Source organism: Haloarcula halophila (genome assembly GCF_029278565.1).
In the GTDB taxonomy this organism is placed as follows: Archaea; Halobacteriota; Halobacteria; order Halobacteriales; family Haloarculaceae; genus Haloarcula; species Haloarcula halophila.
This window is the reverse complement of sequence record NZ_CP119559.1, coordinates 1,521,769-1,540,922: the sequence shown is the minus strand read 5'-3', so window position 1 is coordinate 1,540,922 and position 19,154 is coordinate 1,521,769. Positions and strand designations below refer to the sequence as shown.

Sequence of the window (19,154 nt, the reverse complement as noted above, 5' to 3'; positions counted from 1 at the left end):
TCGCTTACATCATGCCGCCCATGCCGCCGCCCATGCCACCCATGCCGCCGCCCATACCGCCGGGCGCGCCGCCGGGGCCGCCTGGGCCGCCTTCCTCGTCGTCGTCGTCGCCCTGGCCACCCTTGAGGTCGCCAGCGGCGATGACGTCGTCGATGCGCAGGATCATCACTGCGGCTTCGGTCGCGGACTCGATAGCTTGGGTCTTCACACGGAGGGGCTCGACGACACCGTCTTCTTCCATGTCGACGACATCGCCGGTGTACGCGTCCAGCCCGAAGGTGGTGTTGCCGCTGTCGTGCTGGCTACGGAGATCGACCAGCGAGTCGATCGGGTCGTGACCCGCGTTCTCGGCGAGGGTGCGCGGGATGACGTCGATGGCGTCGGCGAAGGCCTCGACGGCGAGTTGCTCGCGGCCGCCGACCGAGTCGGCGTGGTCGCGCAGACCGAGGGCGAGCTGGGTCTCGGGGGCACCGCCGCCGGGCAGGACTTTGCCGTCCTCCAGCGTGGCGGCGACGACGCCGAGCGAGTCCTCGATGGCGCGCTCGACCTCGTCGACGACGTGTTCGGTGCCACCACGGAGGATCATCGTGACGGCCTTCGCGTCCTCGACGTCCTCGACGAAGATCCGCTCGTCACCGGCGATGTCCTTCTGGGCGACGGAGCCGGCGAAGCCGAGGTCGTCCTCGGTGATGTCGTCGATGTTCGAGACGATGCGGCCGCCCGTCGAACGCGAGAGCGCGTCGATGTCGGACTTCTTGGCACGGCGGACCGCCAGGATGCCCTCCTGGGCGAGGTAGTGCTGGGCCATGTCGTCGATGCCCTTCTGGCAGAAGACGACGTCGGCGCCGACCTCGGCGAGCTTGTCGACCATCTCTTTGAGCTGTTTCTCCTCCTGGTCGAGGAACTGCTGGAGCTGGTCGGGATCGGTGACGTTGACCTCGGTGTCGAGTTCCGTTTCGGGAACTTCGATCGCCGTATCCAGCAGCGCGATGTCGGCGTCCTCGACGGCGAAGGGCATGTTGTCGTGGACACGCTCCTTGTCGACGATGACGCCCTCGACGAGTTCGGACTCGTCGGTCGCGCCGCCGACGACGGTCTCGATCTGGATGTTGTCGGTGTCGACGGTGCCGTCCTCGTCGGCAACGGCCTGGACCGCACGGACGACGAGTTCGGCCAGCACGTCCTTCGAGGACTCGGCGCCCTTGCCGGTCATGGCCGTGCCGGCGACCTTCTCCAAGCTCTCGGTGTCGTCGGCGTCGACCTCGATGGCGTTCTCTTCGAGGATCTCCTTTGCCTTCTCGGCGGCCTGGCGGTACCCCTGGGCCAGGATGGTGGCGTGGATGTCCTGGTCCAGCAGTTCCTCGGCCTTCGAGAGGAGTTCACCGGCGATGACGACGGCCGTCGTCGTGCCGTCCCCGACCTCGTCCTCCTGGGTCTGGGCGACCTCGACGATCATGTTCGCCGCGGGGTGCTCGATGTCCATCTCGTCGAGGATGGTGACGCCGTCGTTCGTGACGACGACGGAGCCGGAGTTGTCGACGAGCATCTTGTCCATGCCCTTCGGACCGAGTGTGGTCCGAACGGACTCGGCGACGGCCTTGCCGGCCGTGATGTTCATGGACTGCGCGTCTTTCCCGGATGTCCGCTGGGACTCCTCGGAGAGTACGATAAGGGGCTGGTTGCCCATCTGCTGTTGAGCCATAGTCAAGACGATGATTGATTGTCCTTCTATATAAATCTACTGGAGGTGGCCCGGGAGCCCGGGACAGACGGCGCTAAAGCGGTATGTGATGCCGTACCGCAGTGGTTTTAAATACGGCGGGGAAGCTCCCGCCGGAGCGGAACTCAGCGTCCTAATGCACTGGAGGATGTGGCAGGATTACAGAACTGGGGGTATCCGCCCGGTACCTGGCCGCACAAGCGGCGGTGTGTCACTGGCCCATTCCGAACCGGCGGTGACGGAGTTCGGGCGTGATCTGGATACGGTCGATATCCTGGCCAGTGCGGTACCAGACGAACGCCGCCCGGGTGAACAGTTCACGACACTCGATCCGGACCTCCCGGGGGTTGCCCTCGGTCCGCTCGTGGATGTCCTCGATCGCGGCCTTGGTGAACAGGTCCGGGGGCTGTCCGTCGTACTCCTCGCCCCGAAAGTAGGCCAGCGAGCGGGCGATGTACTCGGCGACGTCGCTGGGAGAGAACGGGTCGATCCCCTCGTAGTAGCGCAGTCGGGAGTCCAGGGTCCCGCGGATCTCGGCCACGCGGCGCTTGCCCTCGGGCGTGCCCGAGAGGAACAGACGGACCCCGGCGTCGCCCGCGACCTGCAGCGGCGACAGCAACTCGGCGTCCAGCACCTCGATCTCGTCGACGACCAGCAACAGCGTCCGGTCGTCCTCCCGGACCCGCCGGACCATCTCGCGGACGGCCTGTTTGGCGTCGGCCGTCGCCCACGGGATCCCGTTGCGGACCTGCGAGTAGCGCCCGAAGTCGACGGAGTAACCCGCCGAGTAGCCGGCCGTGAGGATCGTCTCGTAGAGCTTGCGGGCGGTGGTCTCGCCGGGGTTGTCCAGGTGCGTGACGACGAACCGGTCGTGTTTGCCCAGGTCCCGGAGGACGATCTCGCGGAACGCGGACTTCCCGGAGCCGTAGGGACTGACGAGCCCGATGTGCTGGTCCTGGAGCAACCAGGAGGTGACCTGGTTCAGCATCTCCGTGTCGTGGCGGACGTACAGCGGTTCCGGCATGTGATCCAGGCCGGCCTCCTCGGTAAACGGGAGGTCGGTCACGTCCTCGGCAGGGCCACCCAGCGCCTCGCCGAACGACAACAGTCGCTGCTCGACCGCTTCGAGTTGGTCCAAGAGGACACCGTCGGTCACCGAGTCGGCGTCGGCGTCCGTCCGGATCTGTTCGAGTTTGTCGACGACATCCGAGACGGTCTGGCCGGAATCGCTGTCGGTGTCTGTCCCGCCGCCCGAACCAGTGCTATCGTTTCCCACGGTATTCTTTGAGTCTCTTTCGGGGCTGAATCAATATATGTTACGCCTGTCGGTCGTTCTGACGGGACGCGTACCGACTCACCGGGTCGACAGGGAAGTCCGGTTTCGCCGTTCGTGTCGTGGCAAATCATCAAGTGATCGTGTGACACTGATCGAATATGGGCCAGCGCAGCGAGGGGAGTGCCGAGTCACGCCGCCTGTCCCGGCGGCGGGTCGTGCGGTCGATCGCGGCCACACTGGGGACGGCCGGGATCGGCGGCTGCTTGCGGAGTGATCGCCAGGAGACGACTCCGGCGGCGACGGCCAGTCCGGACGCGTCGACCGCGACTGCGACCCAGGCGGCGCGCTCCGAGACGGCGGCCCCGGAGACGCCGACGGAGACGCGGACCCCGTTCGCGACGCCGGAACCGAACCGGGAGATCGCAGGCGAGTGGACGACCGCCTATCACGACCAGCAAAACACCGCTTACGCGGCCGACGCGACCGGGCCGCGGGACCGTGTCGGGGCGAAGTGGCAGACCGAGGTCGACAGGAACATCTTCCCCAGGGCCGGCGTCGCCGTGGTCGACAACACCGTCCTGGCGGGACTCTACGGCGGCGCGATGCTCGCTCTCGACGGGCGCGACGGGAGCGAGCAGTGGCGCGCTTCGGTCGGCGGGGACGTCTACGCGACGCCGGCCGTCGCCGACGGGACTGCCGTGTTCGGCGCCACGGACGGGAAACTCCACGCGGTCTCGGTGAGCGACGGGAGCGAGCAGTGGACCTACGAGACCGGCTACCCGCCGAACGTCCCGGTGACCGTCGTCGACGGGACCGTCTACGCGAGCGTCATGTACGACCGGCTGACGGGCGCAGTCGTCGCGATCGATCTGTCGACCGGCCGCCGTCGGTGGCGCGTCGACACCGAGATACAGGAGGAGGCGACGCCTGCCGTCGTAGACGGCACCGTCTACGTCGGGTCTAGCGACACGCTGTACGCGCTGGACGCGGCGACCGGACGGGAACGCTGGAGCCGCTCCGACGGCGCCGGTCCCTACAACACCACCGCGGTCGACGACGATCGGATCTACGTCACCACGGAGCAGGGCCGCGTGCTGGCAGTCGACCGCGACGACGGGAGCCGGCAGTGGCAGCGCTCGATCGATCCGGATGTCCCGACCGGCCCCGCCCGCTCGCCGGCCGGCGTCGTCGTCGCGGATTGGGACGGCGGCGTCCGTCTCCTGGCGCCGTCGGACGGGACGGTCCGCTGGAAGCGGTCCCTGGACGTCGGGCGGCCCGTGCGCGGACACCCGACGGTCACCCCCGAGGCAGTGTACGTCGGCAACCACCGGATCGATATCGCCGACGGGACCGTCCGCGGCCCGGTCGGACCGGGACGGAGCGTGTACCAGTCCACCGTCGCCGGCGGGACGCTCCTCTATGCCGTCCGCAGACGGTTGATCGCCGTACAGACGGAGGAGCCGCCGGAATGACCCACAGACGACAGTTCCTCGCTGCGCTCGCTGCCGGTGTCGGGGCCGGGGGGTGTCTGGAGTTGCGGTCCCCCAGCGAGCGGACCGCGACGGAGACACGGGATCGGACGCCCGCGACCACACGCGAGCGGGCGACGGCCACCCCGACCGCTGTGTCAACCAGTACGGGCACGGCCGACTGGCCAGGCCTCCGGCGCGGCCCCCGAAACAGCGCCAGCGTCCCCGAAGCGGCCGGCCCCCAGTCGAAACCGACGGCGGTCCGACGGCTCACAGCCAGTGAGGGCGAACTCAGAACCGCTGCGGTCGTCGACGGGACCGTCTACGCCAGCGACGACGACGGGGGCGTCCACGCTTTCGACAGCGGTACCGGACAGCGACGGTGGTACACGCCGGGGACGGGGGCGATCTTTCACACCCCCGCGGTCGCGGACGGGACCGTCGTCGTCGGGGCCGGTGACGCGGGCGTCAAAGCTCTCGACGCGGAGACGGGCCAACAGCGGTGGTCGTGGTCGGTCCGCGAGCGCGTCACGTCGGCACCGGCTATCGCCGATGGGACGGTGTACGCCGGCCGGGAGACGGTCGCTGCGCTGGCGCTCGACTCGGGACGGGAGCAATGGCAACGGGGGTTCGAGCACGCCACCGGCACGCCTGCCGTCACCGACGGGACCGTCGTCGTCCCGGCTGGGAACGGGTCGATCGTCGGACTCGACCGGGCGACCGGGCGGCGTCGCTTCCGGTTTTCGGCCGTCCTGCAGCACATCAGCGAGGCCGTGATCGTCGCCCGATCGGCGTACGTCCCGGCCAGTGACGGGTCGATCCGTGCGATCCACCTCGAGACCGGCGATCAGCGGTGGGCGACGACGATCGCCGAACCGTCAGACGATCGGAGCGTGTTGCCGCTCCGGCCCGCTGTCGCGGGATCGACGCTCGTCACCGGCGTCGAGACCGACGGTTCGGTGACAGTCGTGGGACTGGACATGGCCGACGGGAGCACGCGGTGGACGTGGTCGCCCGATTCGTTCGTCTCGGCACCGGTCGCCGCGGGACCGACCGTCTATCTGTGTGTCGGCACCCGTCTCACCGCCATCGCGGCTGCCGACGGGAGCGAACGCTGGACGATCGAGCACCGACGGGTCCCGGACACGCTGGTGCTGGCCGGAGGGCGACTGTACGTGCAGGGGAACTCGATCCGGGTCTACGCGGACTAGCTGATCAGCCCGTGAACTGGTGGTACTCCAGGCCCTTGTGTTTCATCTCGTTGTGTTTCCGTTCGAGGAACGAGTACACCGACCCGTGGGGAGCGCCGTCCAGCAGCATCTCTACCGCTTCGCGGACGGCGTCGACCTGTTCGGGGCCGCCGATGACTCCCAGGGTCGAGCCGTAGATGACGACCGCGGCACCCGTCAGTTCCTGCATGAGTTCGCGGGTCCGTCCACCCTCGCCGATGAGCCGGCCCTTCTGCCGGCGGAAGTCGTTCTTGTTGCGGGAGGCGGCCTCGATGTCGATGAGCTCGAACATCATCATGTCGTCTTCGAGCAGCGCCAGCGCGTCGTCCGGGGAGAACCCGCGGCCGATCGCCTTGACGATGTCCGGCCCCTTCAGCGCCGTCACGGGGTCGCCGACGGTCTCGATCTTGACCGATCCGTCCTCGGAGTCGATGTCGAGACGGACCTCCGCGCGGTCCTCGATCTCGCGCATCGTCTCACCACCGTCGCCGATGAGAACACCGATCCGGTCCTGCGGAATCTTCACGTGTTGCATAAGTATATCCGTTCGTAAGAGGGCCAGCCCGTTTAAAACTTCGGCGTGCAAGCCGTCCTGCGACCGGTTCTCAGGGGTCGCAGCTGTGACTCGTGAGGTGGTCGGTCCCCTGTCGGACGGTCCCGTCGTCGGTCACCCAGAGCGTGACGTACTCGAACTCGATCGTTTCGAGGTCGGCGTCGTGCTTGCGGTTCCACTGCTCGCAGTGGTACTGGAGGAACAGGTCCCGCTCGGCGGCGTACCCCGGTTGCCGGAGGTTGCTCAGGTACTTACGCCAGCGCTGGTTGGGGTACTGGTGAGCGAGGTCGTCCAGCCCGGCCGGCCGGTCATCGGTGACGGGGCCGCCGTGGGCAACGCCGACCGTCGTCCCGTTCGCCAGGGTCCCGGGGAGGCGGTACCACCCCGTCTCCCGGAGCGGGTCCGGTGCGAACATGTTCCAGTACTGGGTCAGATACAGCGTCTCGCCGTAGGTCTCCAGCGGCTCGGGGGTCGTGTCCTGCGGACCGACGTCGGCCCGGTTGGTCAGCAGCTGTGCGTTGAACGCCCCGACGAACAGTAGCGAGACGAGGACGACGACGACGGCCACGACACGGAGGTGAGCACGCAACCGGGCGAGCCTGTCGGGGGTCGACAACGTCGGATAGAGTCCGCTGAGAACCCCCTCCAGCGCGGGACGCCGGAGTCGTTCGATCCGCTCGGGCGGGAGCAGGCGGTCCCAGACGGGCGTCGGGAGAAAGAGGAGCAACACCACGACGACGACCGCCGGAAACAGGCCGAGATGCATCGAGAGGGCCATCCCGACGTGCATCGAGACGAACAGCGAGGCGAGGAGTGTGCGTCTCCACCCCGTCAGGAGCAGGAGGCCGGGCGAGAGCGTCCAGAGGACGAAGACGGTATACCCAAGGACAGTTGTCACGAGCGGGACGGTCCCGAGGAACTCCCCGAAGGCGGTCGTGAAATGGCCCAGTCGGAGCGTGTAGGTCAGGCCGTCGCCGGCCGCCCAGACCGTCCCCATGTGTTTGAGCGTGGCGTTGGTGCCGTACATGAACACGACCTGGCCCAGCAACGCGGCGGTACCGAGCGAGGCGACCCGTGTCGGCGGAGCCTCGTGGTGGAGCGCGTCGACGGAGAACCGGGCACCGAGCGGGACGAACAGCGACCAGAACAGCGTCAGCCGAACCAGCGTGTCCCCGCCGTTGAGTGCCATCGGGAACCGTGCGTGCAGCGAGAGCCACAGCAGCCAGGTCAACAGCGTCGCCAGCCGTGTCCGGTAGCCAACGAGGAAGGCGAGTGCCACGACTCCCTGAAGCGCGAACAGTGCGGCCAACTCCGGCACGTCGCCGACCGCCAGATGAACCGAAAGCGGGTCGTACAACTCGATCGCCGCCGGTCGCGGGAAGACGCCGCTGTCGCTGTAGTGGGCGCGGAGATCCCGGGCGCGCAACAGGAGATCCGACAGCAGCAACAGCCCGAGCGAGATGCGAACGACCCCCAGCGCCCGCGTGTCGACGGCGACGCGGTCGCGGACGGCGGCCCGGAGCCGGGCCGGGAGTCGTTCCTGCCAGGTGCCCATACGTCCAGTCGACAGGTGTGCCTCTTAGCGCTTTGCCTGACTGAAAGGGCGCTTCGGGTTACGCCGACGGATCGTCGACATCGTCCGTCCCGCCGTCCTCGCGTTCGGCCGCGACCGCGTCGTCGTCGGCTCCCCGGTCGGTGTCGTCGTTGTCCCGCGGCGTCGCGTACTCCCGGACGTACGCGAGCAGGTCGTCGGGGGAAGTTTCGACGCCCTGGCGGGCGAAGAAGTTCGCCACGTTCCGGCAGTCCCGTTCGAGGAACTCCTCGGCGTTGGGATGGTAGACGGTGACCGCCTGCCCGAGGTCGATGATGTACAGTTGCCCCTCGTGGAAGACGATGTTGTACTCCGAGAGGTCGCCGTGTACCAGGCCGGCGTCGTAGAGCCGTCGCATGTACTCTTTGACGACGTCGAAGGCCATCTGTGGGTTCTCGATGTGGACCTCGCTGAGCCTGCGGGCCCGCCCCTCCTCGGTGCCCAGATACTCCATGACGAGGACGTTGCGCTCGACGGCGATGGGTTCGGGCGTCCGGACGCCCGCCCGACGCGCCCGTTTCAGATTCGACGACTCCTTGCGAACCCAGGCGGTGACGACCTTCTTCTTGTCCGAACCGATTCCCTCGAAGCGCGGGTCGCCGTCGAGATACCCCCGCATGTCCTTGAAATCGGAGGCGTTGATACGGTAGACCTTGACCGCGACCTCTTTCTCGCCCGACAGTGCGGTGTAGACGTTGGCCTCTTTGCCTGTCGAGATCGGGCCACCGAAGGCGTCGATGTGGCCGTCCTGAACGAGTTTGTACAGCGCGCCGTAGGTGGCGTCGTCGAAGACGCTGGCCTCGACTTTGAACTGGTCCGCGTCCTTGATACGCTCGCGAAACTGGCTGAACTCGCGGTCCCGCTTGCGGGCGATGCGATCGGCTTCGGTGTCGGAAACGTCGACTTCCTCCCACTCGTCACCCGGTGTCTCGACCTCGTCGGTGTCGAGGAGTCCGAACTCCGCCTCTGTCACGTCTCGGCCCTCACTTGTCGTGTCATGCGGTGGCTACTCCTGGATGTGTCCCTCCTCGCGGAGTTGGTCCGCGTCCTGTTTCTCGTAGCGCCAGGTGATGTCGGCCTTCTCGTCTTGCCAGTCCCAGGGCTCGACGAGCACCACGTCGTCTTCCCGGATCCAGATACGTTTCTGCATCTTGCCCGGGATCCGGGCGGTTCGTTCGACCCCGTCCATACAGCGGACCGTCACCCGGTTCGCACCGAGCATGTCTGTGACGATCGCGAACACCTCGTCCTCCTCGGGCATCCTGAGGTCCTTCCGGCTGTCGTTGTCGCTCATGCGCGGACGTTCGTTCCCGGGAGGTTTAACTTCTGTCGACTAGCTTGGGACCACCAACCACAATCCTTATTCGGCGTACTCCGAACTGTTTTGACAGTATGAGCGACGAGCACGACCGCAGACACTTTCTGAAGTTCGCGGCCTCCGGGACGGTCGCCTCCGTGGCCGGCTGTGTCTCCTCCGACGGCGACGAGGAGTCGATCGACCCCACCGAGACGGACCTCGACGGGACACCGACCGAGACCTCCGTTCAGACGACCGAGGGGAGCGACACGGCGACGGTGACGGCCGCTATCCGGCCCGACCCCGCCAAACTCCAATCGATACGAACGGAGATCACCGAACGTGTCCAGAACGGCTCGATCAACCAGACGCAAGCCCAGACGGAGTTTCAGCGCCGACGGGCGGAACTGCTCACCGAGAGCGCCGAGTCCTTCCGGAGTTACCTCTCGGAGACGCCGATGACGCTGGAGGACGCGAAAGCCGACAGCGGCGCCTTCCTCGTCAGCGGTCCGTCGAACGCGCTCGTCGGGATGCTCACGGACAACCTGGTCGAGGCACTGATCCCGGCAGCGAACTTCGAGAACATCTGATCGGGACTGCCGACAATGAGTGTGAAACTACCCGGAGACGCCGACGAGTGGGCCACGCAGTGGCGCGACCGGCTCAACGACCGGACCGAGTTCCGGACGGCCGCCGAGGAGTTCGTCGCGACCTTCGAGTTCGAGATCCAGGCCGACGACACGTACGAGGGTGATTCTGTCACGATCGTCGTCGACGTCGACGACGGCACCTGTACCGGTGCCGCCATCAGCACAAACGGCGACTACGACTTCGCCCTTCGGGGGCCATACGCCGCCTGGAAGGCCCTACTGCAGGGCGAGTTGGACGTCTCGGAGTCGGTGATGAGCGGGACCTTCGACGTCGAGGGGAACACGATGACGCTGTTGCGCCGGCAGGACGCTATCGCCGAGATGGTCGCCGCCGCTCAGGGGATCGACACCGGCTTCGAGTACTGACCGACGGGCTTTTTTCGCCGACCGGAGGAATCGAGGTATGCTCGACAAACTCGGCGCGGTCGGTATCGCCGGTATCGTCGTCGCAGTCGGTGGGATCGGACTCGTCGCGTCACAGGCACCGCTGATCGCAGCCGGGATCGCGTTCGTCGTCGCCGGTCTCGCGCTCGTCGTCTACGGACTCGTCTCCACGCTCATGGCCGCGTTCGGCATGGGCGGGGCGGGTGGACTCCCCTGAACTGCCCCGGCAGTCGAACGCGGAGGGGGACTCCGCGAGACCTCACACAGACACGCCGACAGATCGTGACACTCGTCGTTAGTCCTCGACCGGGCGGTCCGCGCGGTGTTCGCTGATGATCTGGTCGACCATCTCGGCGTTGCGCTCGCGTTTGCGGTCCTCGGCGCGGTCCTCCCAGTCGGCGACCGCCGCCTCGACCTCGCGTTCGCGGGCCACGGCCAGTTCGTCGACCTCCTGGACGGTGACTAGTTCCGCGGGTGCGACCGGGACACGGTGGTCGAACAGCACCTCGTCGGCGGCGTCCGAGAGGTTCCCCGACCGGAGGACGATACGGGGGTCGATCTCCGCGAGCAGTTCGGCCGTCGACCGGCCGGCGCCGGAGGCGTCCCGGAACATGATCACGTCGTCGGGGGCCAGGCCGAACCGCTCGTCGGCGTTCTCGATGTCGCTTCGGGTGAACTGCTCGACGACCTTGACCGGGACCAGCCCCTCCTGTTTCTCCGAGACGTCCGCGAAGTTCGAGTGGTCGAGCTTCCAGAGGGATTTCAACCGTTCCAGCTTGTCCGACAGTTCTTCACGTTTCTCGCGTTCGGCCTCCAGGTCCCGTTCCAGTGCGTCGTTGCGCCGCTGGAGCCGGGTGACCTCCCGGTCTTTGCGGACCTCGCGCCGGCCCTCGCTTCGGGCCTTCTCTAGCTGTTTGTCCTTCTCTTCGAGTTGGTCGTCCTTGCGCTGGATGGTCGATTTGAGGTCCTCGACGTGCGATTCGAGCCGGTCGATCCGCGATTCGAGCCGCCGGATCTCCTCTTCCTCCTCGGTCAGCTCCCGCGGTTCGTGGGTGGCTGTCTCCTCTTCGTCGTCGTCCTCGCCGGTGATGTCCGACAGGACCGCCTCGACGGACTCCTCGCCGGCGACGACGCGGGCGACGACCGGGCCGACTTCCTCCTGTGGCGGGACCTTGCTGGCGATGCGATCGAATTGGTCCTCGTGGTCCTCGTAGGCGTAGAGCGCGGCCGCCATCGCGTCCCGCTCGTGGTCGTTGTCGTACCCCTCCTCGCGGGTCCGGTGTTTCTTCTCGTCGACCGGGAGGTCCCGGTCGGGCGTCCAGCCGGCGGCGTTGAACGATCGGCGGAGTTTCTCGACGGTGTTTGGCATCGGCGTCACGTCGGCGGCGACGACGACCGGGCGGCCCCGTTCGATGATCCACTCCGTCGTCGCGGCCGCGTCGTCGGTCCGCGAGGAGTAGACGTCCAGTACCTCGCCGTCGAGACCGACGATGGCGACGGCCGTCGTCGTCCCCGGGTCGACGCCGACGACGACGTGGTCCCGGCGTTTGGCCAGCGGGCGGAACTCGATGCCGTCCCGGCGGACCCGCTCGATCTCGACGCGGGTGTCGCCCGATCGGTTCCGGGAGACCGGAATGTCCTGTGGACGCGCCTGTACGCGGAAGACGGCGTTCGAGAAGCCGCCGTACTTCTCGGTGACCTCGCGGTCGTACTCCAGGCCGGCCTCCTCCAGGGCGGACTCGACTTCCCGACTGTGGGTCTTGACAGAGCCATGGATGCGGCGGGTGTACCGGTCCTCGGACCAACCGCCTTTTCCGGTCGAGCGCCCGCGAGCGACCTTGACTTCGGTCGTGTCGGTAAAGGCCGACACCTCCTGGCCGACGTTCGCCGCCGCCAGGCGTGCGGCGGCCTCGGCCTCCTGCATCGGCTTCTTGCCGTACGGGACGCCGTGGCGCTTGGCGACCCGGGAGAGCGGTTCCGGCTGCTCGTCGCCGGTCACCTGGACCAGGCGCGTCTCGTCCGGGAGCTGTCCGAGGAAGTGGACGAGTTGGTCCTTGTCGGCGGCCAGTTCGTACATGTTGTCCGTGGCGACCATCGCCGGCTCCTCGGCCTCGATCCGTCGGCGGAGTTTCCGCCGTGAGACCACGTCGCGCTCGATGGACTCCCCGTCGAAGACTACAAGCGCGTAGGAGGGAGCGTCCCCGCGCACGTCGCCGCTCTGGATGTCGACCCCGAAGACGACCGCGTCCAGGGCTGCCGTGCGATTCACGCACGGGCGTAGGCGGCCAGTGACAATAAATCCGTTCCGAGCCCCACCGGCGTCGTTCGGTCGACGGCGTACCGGTGCGCCTTTTTGAGGGTGGCGGCCCACGGCACCAGTATGGCTCACCGTGCCAACTACGCGCGCTGTACGTTCCAGCAACACCTCGGTCCGTCGGCGGACTCCCTCGACGTTCCCTGGGCGGAGTTCGTCGGCGATCGGACCGATCGGCTCGACTTCGAGGTTCCGGTCGCCGACCCTGCCGACCCCTACGTCGAGATGCAGGTCTACGACGTGGGCGACTACGACCACGAACTGCTCGTCAACGGGGAGGCCCTCTCCGGGTTCGACATCGCGATCGGCGACGGCTGGCAGTACTGGATGGACACCGTCGTTCCCGACCGTCTCGACGAGGGCGAGAACACGCTCCAGTTCCGTCGCAACGCCGACGGGAAGGACGCGTTCGTCGTCGGATCGGTCAACGTCCACTGGAAGGAACCCGTAGAGTAATATATAAACCCGCTCGCCGCTCGCCGCTGTCCCGTGTGACCGTGTGTCACAATATCCAGTAGATAGCCCCGTAGTGGTGCGGTTTCACCGATTCGGGCCGGCACCCCCTCGTGACGGTCGAGCGGTATCAACCCATACTTTTATATAGAACCACATACAATCTTCGCCTGATTATGAGTCAACGTCAGATGCAGGGACAGCCGATGATCATCCTGGGAGAGGACTCCCAGCGGATGAAGGACAAATCTGCACAGGAACACAACATCTCCGCGGCTCGCGCGGTCGCCGAGTCGGTCCGGTCGACACTCGGGCCGAAAGGGATGGACAAGATGCTCGTCTCCTCGATGGGCGACGTCACCGTAACGAACGACGGGGTGACGATCCTCCAGGAGATGGACATCGACAACCCGACGGCCTCGATGATCGTCGAGGTCGCCGAGACCCAGGAGGACGAAGCCGGTGACGGTACCACCTCCGCCGTCGCCATCGCGGGCGAGCTGCTGAAGAACGCCCAGGATCTCCTGGAGCAGGATATCCACCCGACGGCGATCATCAAAGGCTTCGACATGGCCGCAAGCGAGTCCAAGGAGATCGTCGCCGACATCGCGACCGACGTCGACCCCGACGACGAGGACCTGCTCCGGAAGGTCGCCGAGACCTCGATGACCGGCAAGGGCGCCGAGCTCAACAAAGAACTGCTCGCCCAGCTCATCGTCGACGCCGTCAACGCCGTCACCGTCGAGGCCGAGGACGGCTCGGTCGTCGCGGACCTGGAGTATCTCAACATCGAGACCCAGACCGGTAGCTCCGCCGGCAACTCCGAACTGCTGGAAGGCGCCGTCATCGACAAGGACGCCGTCCACGAAGAGATGGCGGAGAACGTCGACGACGCGAAGGTCCTGTTGATCGATACGGCGATCGAACTGGACGAGACCGACGTCGACGCCCAGCTCTCGGTCGACGACCCGAGCCAGCTCCAGACGTTCCTCGACAAGGAAGAGGAACAGCTCAAGGAGATGGTCGATCAGATCGCCGCGACCGGTGCCAACGTCGTCTTCTGCCAGAAGGGCATCGACGACATGGCCCAGCACTACCTCGCACAGCAGGGTATCCTCGCCGTCGAACGGGCCAAGAAATCCGATATCGAGTTCCTGAAGGAGGTTCTGGGTGCTCGCGTCGTCTCCGATCTGGACTCCGCCACCGAAGACGATCTCGGGCACGGTTCCGTCGAGCGCGACGCTGCCGAGGGTCTGTTCTACGTCGAGGGGACTGGAGCTGACGCCCACGGCGTCACGCTGCTCCTGCGCGGCTCGACCGACCACGTCGTCGACGAGCTCGAACGCGGCGTCACGGACGCACTCGACGTCGTCGCCAGCACGGTCGCCAACGGGACGGTCCTGGGCGGCGGCGGCGCACCGGAAATCGAGGTCGCTGCCCGTCTGCGGGACTACGCCGACTCCGTCGAGGGCCGCGAACAGCTGGCCGTCGAGGCCTTCGCCGACGCGCTGGAGATCATCCCGCGTACGCTGGCCGAGAATGCCGGCCTGGACTCCATCGACACGCTGGTCGACCTCCGTGCGGCCCACGAGGACGGCCAGGTCAGCGCCGGCCTGAACGTCTTCACCGGCGATGTCGAGGACACCCTCGAAACGGGCGTCGTCGAACCGGCTCACGCCAAGCGCCAGGCGCTCTCCTCGGCTGTCGAGGCCGCGAACCTGGTGCTCAAGATCGACGACATCATCGCTGCGGGCGACCTCTCGACCTCCGGTGACGGGGACGAGGGCGGCGCGCCCGGTGGCGCTCCCGGCGGCATGGGTGGCATGGGCGGCGGTATGGGCGGCATGATGTAAACCCACTTTTTACGCGAGGGCCTCGCGCTCGCTCGGGCGAGCGCTCGACCCCCGCGTAAAAACTTGGGGAAAAAGGCGGAATCGCCTGCGGCGATTCCGAGAACCGCGCCCGAAGGCGCGGATGCTTGGCCTCCCCACCATTTCCCGCACCGCTCGCTAACCGATCGCGGTTTCTTCGACTTTTCTCTCAGTCACGGCGCTCGCGGTGGACCCCGACTGCGACGGCTTGCCTGCCCCGGCCAAACGCAACTGAGACAGGTCTTTGTAGCGACCGCTCTTTACTCCACCAGATGCTCCGACTCGCCGTCGCCACCCGCGCCGAGACCTTCGAGCGGATGCGCGAGCCACTCGCCCAGCGTGGCATCGAGATCGGCCACGTCGAGACCGCCGAACGGGCGATTCCCCTCGGTGAGTCGCCCTTCGGGACCTACGACGTGGGCCTCGTCTACCCCTCGCGCATCATGGAGGGGGCCGTCGCTGACGCGATGCTCGATGTCCCGTGGATCAACGACCGCGAGGCCATCCTCCGCTCACGGAACAAGGCGGACGTGTTAGCACGACTCGGGAACTCCGACTTGCCAGTCCCGGAGACGGTCGTCGTATCGAATCCGGCTGACGAGGCCGACCTCGTGGCTGCCTTCGAGCGAATCGGCCCGCCCGTCGTCGTCAAACCCAACTCGACGACCCGCGGTGTCGGTGTCACGGTCGCTCACGACCTCGATTCCTTCCTGGGAATCGCGGACTACCTCGACTTGGTACACGACTACCGCGCGACTGGGGACCGATCGTTTCTGGTCCAGGAGTACCTCCCCGACGCCCGCGACTATCGGGCGATGGTCCTCGACGGCGAGTACGTCGGAGCGGTCGAGCGTCGTCTGTCCGAGGAGCAACGGGCGAACGGCCGCTGGAAGCACAACGTCCACCGCGGTGCCGAGGCGACCGGCGTCGACCTCCCTTCCGAACACCGACGGCTGGCCGAACGAGCGGCCGCGGTGCTGGACATCGACTATCTGGGGGTCGATCTGCTCGTGACCGACGACCGCACAGTCGTGACCGAGACGAACGCACGACCGACTATCGATAGCGCGGCGAAGTACGAAGTCGGATTCTGGGACGATCTCGCGGGACTGATACGAGAGACTTCGGAGCGGTAAGTGGCGTGTAGCCCACCCGACGGAACGCGTCTCCTGCGGTAAGCAGCCACCGATCGAAGCGGTTCAGCGGACGCGAACGGAGTGAGCGTCCGGCCCTTTTCCCGTTACAAGGGGGGAGGGGATCGCCATCGGCGACCCCGTGCAGTAAAAAGTGGGTCGCTATAGCTCGATGTCGGCCGAGTCCTCTTCGCGGTCGAAGGTGACTTCGAGGATCCCGTTGTTGTACGTCGCCGAAGCGGAGTGCTCGTCGACTCGGCTCGGTAGAGTGAGCCGTTCGTGGTACTCCCGGTCGTGACTGCCGGCGTCGATGGTCAACACCGTGCCGTCACACTTCAGATCGATCGCCTCCTTTTCGACACCGGGGACGTCGGCGACGACCCGGACCTCCTCGTCGGTCTCGTGGACGTCGACGTGGATGTTCCCGCCGTCCGCACTCGTGTCCCGATCGATGTGGACCTCCCCCTCGGCGCCCATCATCTCGTCCATCATCCGCTCTATCTCCCGAAAGAACTCGTCGAACGGATCGTCGTCGTCGCGTCTCATTACTACTCGATGGTTGGGTCGTCCGTCTCAAAAGCCTTCTGTCGGGGTCCGTTCTTGACGGTGGATCGAACACATTCACTCACGGTCGTCTCTCCCGTGTGAAACAGTCCCGTGTATACGGTCCTGTTCGGTACGGAACGCGCACAAACAAACAATAATCCGCGACAACTCCGAAAACTCTTTACTCTGAACCGAAGGTATTCTAAGCGGTATGAGCGACCCAGTTCGTGTCGGCCTCAACGGCTTCGGCCGGATCGGCCGGAACGTATTTCGTGCTTCGCTGGAGAACGACGACGTCGAGATCGTCGGGATCAACGACGTGATGGACGACGACGAGATCGATTACTTCGCACAGTACGACACCGTTATGGGAACACTCGACGGTGTAGGCGTCGAAGACGGTGTTCTCTCGGTCGAGGGTACCGACTTCGAGGCGGGCGTCTTCCACGAGACCGACCCGACCCAGCTCCCCTGGGACGACCTCGACGTCGATGTCGCCTTCGAGGCGACCGGCATCTTCCGCACCAAGGAAGACGCCAGTCAGCACCTCGAAGCGGGTGCCGACAAGGTCCTGATCTCGGCACCGCCGAAAGGTGACGACCCCGTCAAACAGATCGTCTACGGCGTCAACGAGGACGAGTACGACGGCGAGGACGTCGTCTCGAACGCCTCCTGTACGACGAACTCCATCACCCCCGTGGCGAAGGTGCTCGACGAGGAGTTCGGTATCAACGTCGGCCAGCTAACGACCGTCCACGCCTACACCGGCTCCCAGAACCTGATGGACGGTCCCAACGGTAAGCCCCGGCGCCGCCGCGCGGCCGCCGAGAACATTATCCCGACCTCGACGGGCGCCGCACAGGCGACTACCGAGGTTCTGCCCGAACTCGAAGGCAAACTCGACGGGATGGCCATCCGCGTCCCGGTCCCCAACGGCTCGATCACGGAGTTCGTCGTCGACCTCGACGACGACGTGACCGAGGCTGATGTCAACGCCGCCTTCGAGGAGGCCGCTACCGGCGAACTGGAGGGTGTCCTGGGTGTCACCGACGAGGACGTCGTCTCGACGGATATCCTCGGCGACCCCTACTCGACGCAGGTCGACCTGGAGTCGACGAACGTCGTCAACGGACAGACGAAGATCCTGACCTGGTACGACAACGAGTACGGCTTCTCGTGCCGGATGCTCGACGTGGCGCAGTACATCACCGAGGCGTAACCGGCCCTGCTCCGACGTTTCGTCTGAGTCCCGTATTCTACCCGTTTTCGACGGTCCCGACGTACTCCGAGGAACCTGCCACGAGGGGACGGCTGCGTGCGTCGGGAGACCACCGGCGGTCGAGACCGACTCCGCCGCCCGGTTGTCCGGTCGCAGGTCGGTCCTCCCCGTTCGGCTCTGGTTCGCCACGCGCCGGCCCGACTCGGAAACGACTAAACACACGGCCGGCGTCCCCTCTGACATGACGTTCCAGACGCTCGACGACCTCGAGGACGGCCAGCGCGTCCTCGTCCGCCTCGACCTCAACTCGCCGGTCGAGGACGGCGAGGTACAGGACAACCGCCGGTTCGACCGCCACGCCGAGACGATCCGCGAACTGGTCGACCGGGAGTTCGAGATCGCGGTCATGGCCCACCAGGGCCGCCCCGGCCGTGACGATTTCGTCTCGCTCGAACAGCACGCCGAGATCCTCGCGGCCCACATCGACCAGGCCGTCGACTTCGTCGACGAGACCTACGGCCCCCAGGCCATCCACGACATCGCCGATCTGGACGGTGGTGACGTGCTCGTCCTGGAGAACACCCGGATGTGCGACGACGAACTCCCCGAGGAGGACTCCGAGGTCAAATCCCAGACCGAGTTCGTCCAGACGCTGAAAGGCGAGTTCGACGCTTACATCAACGACGCCTACTCGGCGGCCCACCGCTCGCACGCCTCCCTCGTGGGGTTCCCGCTGGTGATGGACGCCTACGCCGGCCGGGTCATGGAGACCGAGTACGAGGCCAACACCGCCATCGCAGAGAAGGAGTTCGACGGCCAGGTGACGATGGTCGTCGGCGGCACCAAGGCCACCGACGTCATCGACGTGATGACCCACCTCGACGAGAAGGTCGACGACTTCCTGCTGGGCGGGATCGCCGGCGAACTGTTCCTCCGTGCGGCGGGCCACCCCGTCGGCTACGACATCGACGACGCGAACCTCTACGACGAGCAGTGGGAGGCAAACAGCGGGAAGATCGAGACGATGCTTGACGACCACGGCGACCAGATCACGCTGGCCGTGGACCTGGCCTACGAGGACGACGGTGACCGCGCCGAACAGGCCGTCGACGACATCGAGGAGAAGACGGTCTCGTATCTCGACGTGGGTTCGGAGACGGTCATGGAGTACTCCCCGATCATCCGCGACTCCGAGGCGGTCTTCGTGAAGGGTGCGCTCGGGATGTTCGAGGACGAACGGTTCTCCGTCGGCACGGCCGGCGTGCTGGAAGCCATCGCCGACACCGACTGCTTCTCCGTGGTCGGGGGCGGCGACACCTCCCGTGCCATCGAGATGTACGGCATGTCGGAAGACGAGTTCGGGCACGTCTCGATCGCGGGCGGGGCCTACATCCGCGCGCTCACCGGCGCGAAACTCGTCGGCGTCGAAGTCCTCAAGCGCTGAGAACG

The 19,154-nt window shown here is 66.4% G+C and carries 18 protein-coding genes; 10 read left to right on the top strand and 8 right to left on the bottom strand.

Features of this window, described 5'->3' with window-relative positions; genetic code table 11:
* Positions 1-4 precede the first annotated feature (4 nt).
* Together thsA and P0204_RS08150 are read right to left on the bottom strand one after the other, a co-directional pair.
* On the bottom strand, positions 5-1,687 hold the full coding sequence (gene thsA / locus P0204_RS08155; RefSeq protein ID WP_276223259.1) for a thermosome subunit alpha: 1,683 nt from the start codon (positions 1,685-1,687) through the stop codon (positions 5-7).
* Between the two features lie 244 nt (positions 1,688-1,931).
* A complete protein-coding gene (locus P0204_RS08150; protein WP_276223258.1) occupies positions 1,932-2,903 on the bottom strand; it encodes an ATP-binding protein in 972 nt (323 codons plus the stop codon).
* A gap of 251 nt (positions 2,904-3,154) precedes the next feature.
* Here P0204_RS08150 and P0204_RS08145 point away from each other — a divergent pair, with 251 nt between their 5' ends.
* Positions 3,155-4,468, top strand: coding sequence for an outer membrane protein assembly factor BamB family protein (locus P0204_RS08145; RefSeq protein ID WP_276178025.1), 1,314 nt, complete (start codon positions 3,155-3,157; stop codon positions 4,466-4,468).
* Entirely contained in the window at positions 4,465-5,676 is a 1,212-nt protein-coding gene (locus P0204_RS08140) for an outer membrane protein assembly factor BamB family protein (protein WP_276178023.1), read from the top strand. The genes P0204_RS08145 and P0204_RS08140 overlap by 4 nt, the downstream gene beginning before the upstream one ends.
* A 4-nt stretch (positions 5,677-5,680) precedes the next feature.
* Here P0204_RS08140 and P0204_RS08135 read toward each other — a convergent pair whose 3' ends face one another.
* The 4 genes from P0204_RS08135 to eif1A form a co-directional block, all read right to left on the bottom strand.
* Entirely contained in the window at positions 5,681-6,229 is a 549-nt protein-coding gene (locus P0204_RS08135; RefSeq protein ID WP_276178021.1) for a KH domain-containing protein, read from the bottom strand.
* A 70-nt stretch (positions 6,230-6,299) separates the two neighbouring features.
* A complete protein-coding gene (locus tag P0204_RS08130; protein ID WP_276178019.1) occupies positions 6,300-7,802 on the bottom strand; it encodes an HTTM domain-containing protein in 1,503 nt (500 codons plus the stop codon).
* Between the two features lie 58 nt (positions 7,803-7,860).
* The gene (rio1, locus tag P0204_RS08125) at positions 7,861-8,811 is read right to left on the bottom strand and encodes a serine/threonine-protein kinase Rio1 (protein ID WP_276178017.1); all 951 of its coding nucleotides are present in this window, start codon (positions 8,809-8,811) and stop codon (positions 7,861-7,863) included.
* A gap of 33 nt (positions 8,812-8,844) precedes the next feature.
* Positions 8,845-9,132 (bottom strand): translation initiation factor eIF-1A, encoded by a 288-nt coding sequence (eif1A, locus tag P0204_RS08120; protein ID WP_276178015.1) that lies wholly within the window; start codon positions 9,130-9,132, stop codon positions 8,845-8,847.
* A 98-nt stretch (positions 9,133-9,230) separates the two neighbouring features.
* Between eif1A and P0204_RS08115 the strand changes: the two genes are divergently transcribed.
* Genes P0204_RS08115 through P0204_RS08105 form a run of 3 tightly spaced genes read left to right on the top strand, consistent with a single transcriptional unit; the run spans position 9,231 to position 10,386 of the window.
* Positions 9,231-9,725 (top strand): twin-arginine translocation signal domain-containing protein, encoded by a 495-nt coding sequence (locus tag P0204_RS08115; protein WP_276178013.1) that lies wholly within the window; start codon positions 9,231-9,233, stop codon positions 9,723-9,725.
* Positions 9,726-9,740: 15 nt separating this feature from the next.
* Positions 9,741-10,151 carry an SCP2 sterol-binding domain-containing protein gene (locus tag P0204_RS08110; protein WP_276178011.1) on the top strand — a complete coding sequence of 137 codons (411 nt, stop codon included), beginning with the start codon at positions 9,741-9,743 and terminating at the stop codon, positions 10,149-10,151.
* Positions 10,152-10,188: 37 nt separating this feature from the next.
* Positions 10,189-10,386 (top strand): DUF7470 family protein, encoded by a 198-nt coding sequence (locus P0204_RS08105; RefSeq protein ID WP_276178009.1) that lies wholly within the window; start codon positions 10,189-10,191, stop codon positions 10,384-10,386.
* 78 nt (positions 10,387-10,464) lie between these two features.
* On the opposite strand, the gene P0204_RS08100 is transcribed toward P0204_RS08105, so the two are convergent.
* The gene (locus P0204_RS08100) at positions 10,465-12,438 is read right to left on the bottom strand and encodes a DUF460 domain-containing protein (protein WP_276178007.1); all 1,974 of its coding nucleotides are present in this window, start codon (positions 12,436-12,438) and stop codon (positions 10,465-10,467) included.
* A gap of 111 nt (positions 12,439-12,549) precedes the next feature.
* On the opposite strand from P0204_RS08100, the gene P0204_RS08095 reads away from it, so the two are divergent.
* The 3 genes from P0204_RS08095 (at position 12,550) to P0204_RS08085 (ending at position 15,943) form a co-directional block, all read left to right on the top strand.
* Complete coding sequence (locus P0204_RS08095; protein WP_276178005.1) at positions 12,550-12,939, top strand: DUF7383 domain-containing protein; 390 nt, start codon at positions 12,550-12,552, stop codon at positions 12,937-12,939.
* 173 nt (positions 12,940-13,112) lie between these two features.
* Complete coding sequence (gene thsB / locus P0204_RS08090; protein ID WP_379801678.1) at positions 13,113-14,789, top strand: thermosome subunit beta; 1,677 nt, start codon at positions 13,113-13,115, stop codon at positions 14,787-14,789.
* A 290-nt stretch (positions 14,790-15,079) separates the two neighbouring features.
* Positions 15,080-15,943 carry an ATP-grasp domain-containing protein gene (locus P0204_RS08085; RefSeq protein ID WP_276178003.1) on the top strand — a complete coding sequence of 288 codons (864 nt, stop codon included), beginning with the start codon at positions 15,080-15,082 and terminating at the stop codon, positions 15,941-15,943.
* A gap of 159 nt (positions 15,944-16,102) precedes the next feature.
* Here P0204_RS08085 and P0204_RS08080 read toward each other — a convergent pair whose 3' ends face one another.
* Positions 16,103-16,486 (bottom strand): Hsp20/alpha crystallin family protein, encoded by a 384-nt coding sequence (locus P0204_RS08080; RefSeq protein WP_276178001.1) that lies wholly within the window; start codon positions 16,484-16,486, stop codon positions 16,103-16,105.
* A gap of 211 nt (positions 16,487-16,697) precedes the next feature.
* On the opposite strand from P0204_RS08080, the gene gap reads away from it, so the two are divergent.
* A complete protein-coding gene (gene gap, locus P0204_RS08075) occupies positions 16,698-17,705 on the top strand; it encodes a type I glyceraldehyde-3-phosphate dehydrogenase (protein ID WP_276177999.1) in 1,008 nt (335 codons plus the stop codon).
* Between the two features lie 241 nt (positions 17,706-17,946).
* Positions 17,947-19,149, top strand: coding sequence for a phosphoglycerate kinase (locus tag P0204_RS08070; RefSeq protein ID WP_276177997.1), 1,203 nt, complete (start codon positions 17,947-17,949; stop codon positions 19,147-19,149).
* Positions 19,150-19,154: the final 5 nt, after the last annotated feature.

Excerpts from the sequence above, each read along its gene's own strand:
- P0204_RS08105 (WP_276178009.1), top strand. The coding sequence starts at position 10,189 with ATGCTCGACAAACTCGGCGCGGTCGGTATCGCCGGTATCGTCGTCGCA.
- thsA (WP_276223259.1), bottom strand. The coding sequence starts at position 1,687 with ATGGGCAACCAGCCCCTTATCGTACTCTCCGAGGAGTCCCAGCGGACA.
- P0204_RS08115 (WP_276178013.1), top strand. The coding sequence starts at position 9,231 with ATGAGCGACGAGCACGACCGCAGACACTTTCTGAAGTTCGCGGCCTCC.
- P0204_RS08130 (WP_276178019.1), bottom strand. The coding sequence starts at position 7,802 with ATGGGCACCTGGCAGGAACGACTCCCGGCCCGGCTCCGGGCCGCCGTC.
- P0204_RS08095 (WP_276178005.1), top strand. The coding sequence starts at position 12,550 with ATGGCTCACCGTGCCAACTACGCGCGCTGTACGTTCCAGCAACACCTC.
- eif1A (WP_276178015.1), bottom strand. The coding sequence starts at position 9,132 with ATGAGCGACAACGACAGCCGGAAGGACCTCAGGATGCCCGAGGAGGAC.
- P0204_RS08145 (WP_276178025.1), top strand. The coding sequence starts at position 3,155 with ATGGGCCAGCGCAGCGAGGGGAGTGCCGAGTCACGCCGCCTGTCCCGG.
- P0204_RS08070 (WP_276177997.1), top strand. The coding sequence starts at position 17,947 with ATGACGTTCCAGACGCTCGACGACCTCGAGGACGGCCAGCGCGTCCTC.
- gap (WP_276177999.1), top strand. The coding sequence starts at position 16,698 with ATGAGCGACCCAGTTCGTGTCGGCCTCAACGGCTTCGGCCGGATCGGC.
- thsB (WP_379801678.1), top strand. The coding sequence starts at position 13,113 with ATGAGTCAACGTCAGATGCAGGGACAGCCGATGATCATCCTGGGAGAG.
- P0204_RS08080 (WP_276178001.1), bottom strand. The coding sequence starts at position 16,486 with ATGAGACGCGACGACGACGATCCGTTCGACGAGTTCTTTCGGGAGATA.
- P0204_RS08140 (WP_276178023.1), top strand. The coding sequence starts at position 4,465 with ATGACCCACAGACGACAGTTCCTCGCTGCGCTCGCTGCCGGTGTCGGG.
- P0204_RS08085 (WP_276178003.1), top strand. The coding sequence starts at position 15,080 with ATGCTCCGACTCGCCGTCGCCACCCGCGCCGAGACCTTCGAGCGGATG.
- P0204_RS08135 (WP_276178021.1), bottom strand. The coding sequence starts at position 6,229 with ATGCAACACGTGAAGATTCCGCAGGACCGGATCGGTGTTCTCATCGGC.
- P0204_RS08110 (WP_276178011.1), top strand. The coding sequence starts at position 9,741 with ATGAGTGTGAAACTACCCGGAGACGCCGACGAGTGGGCCACGCAGTGG.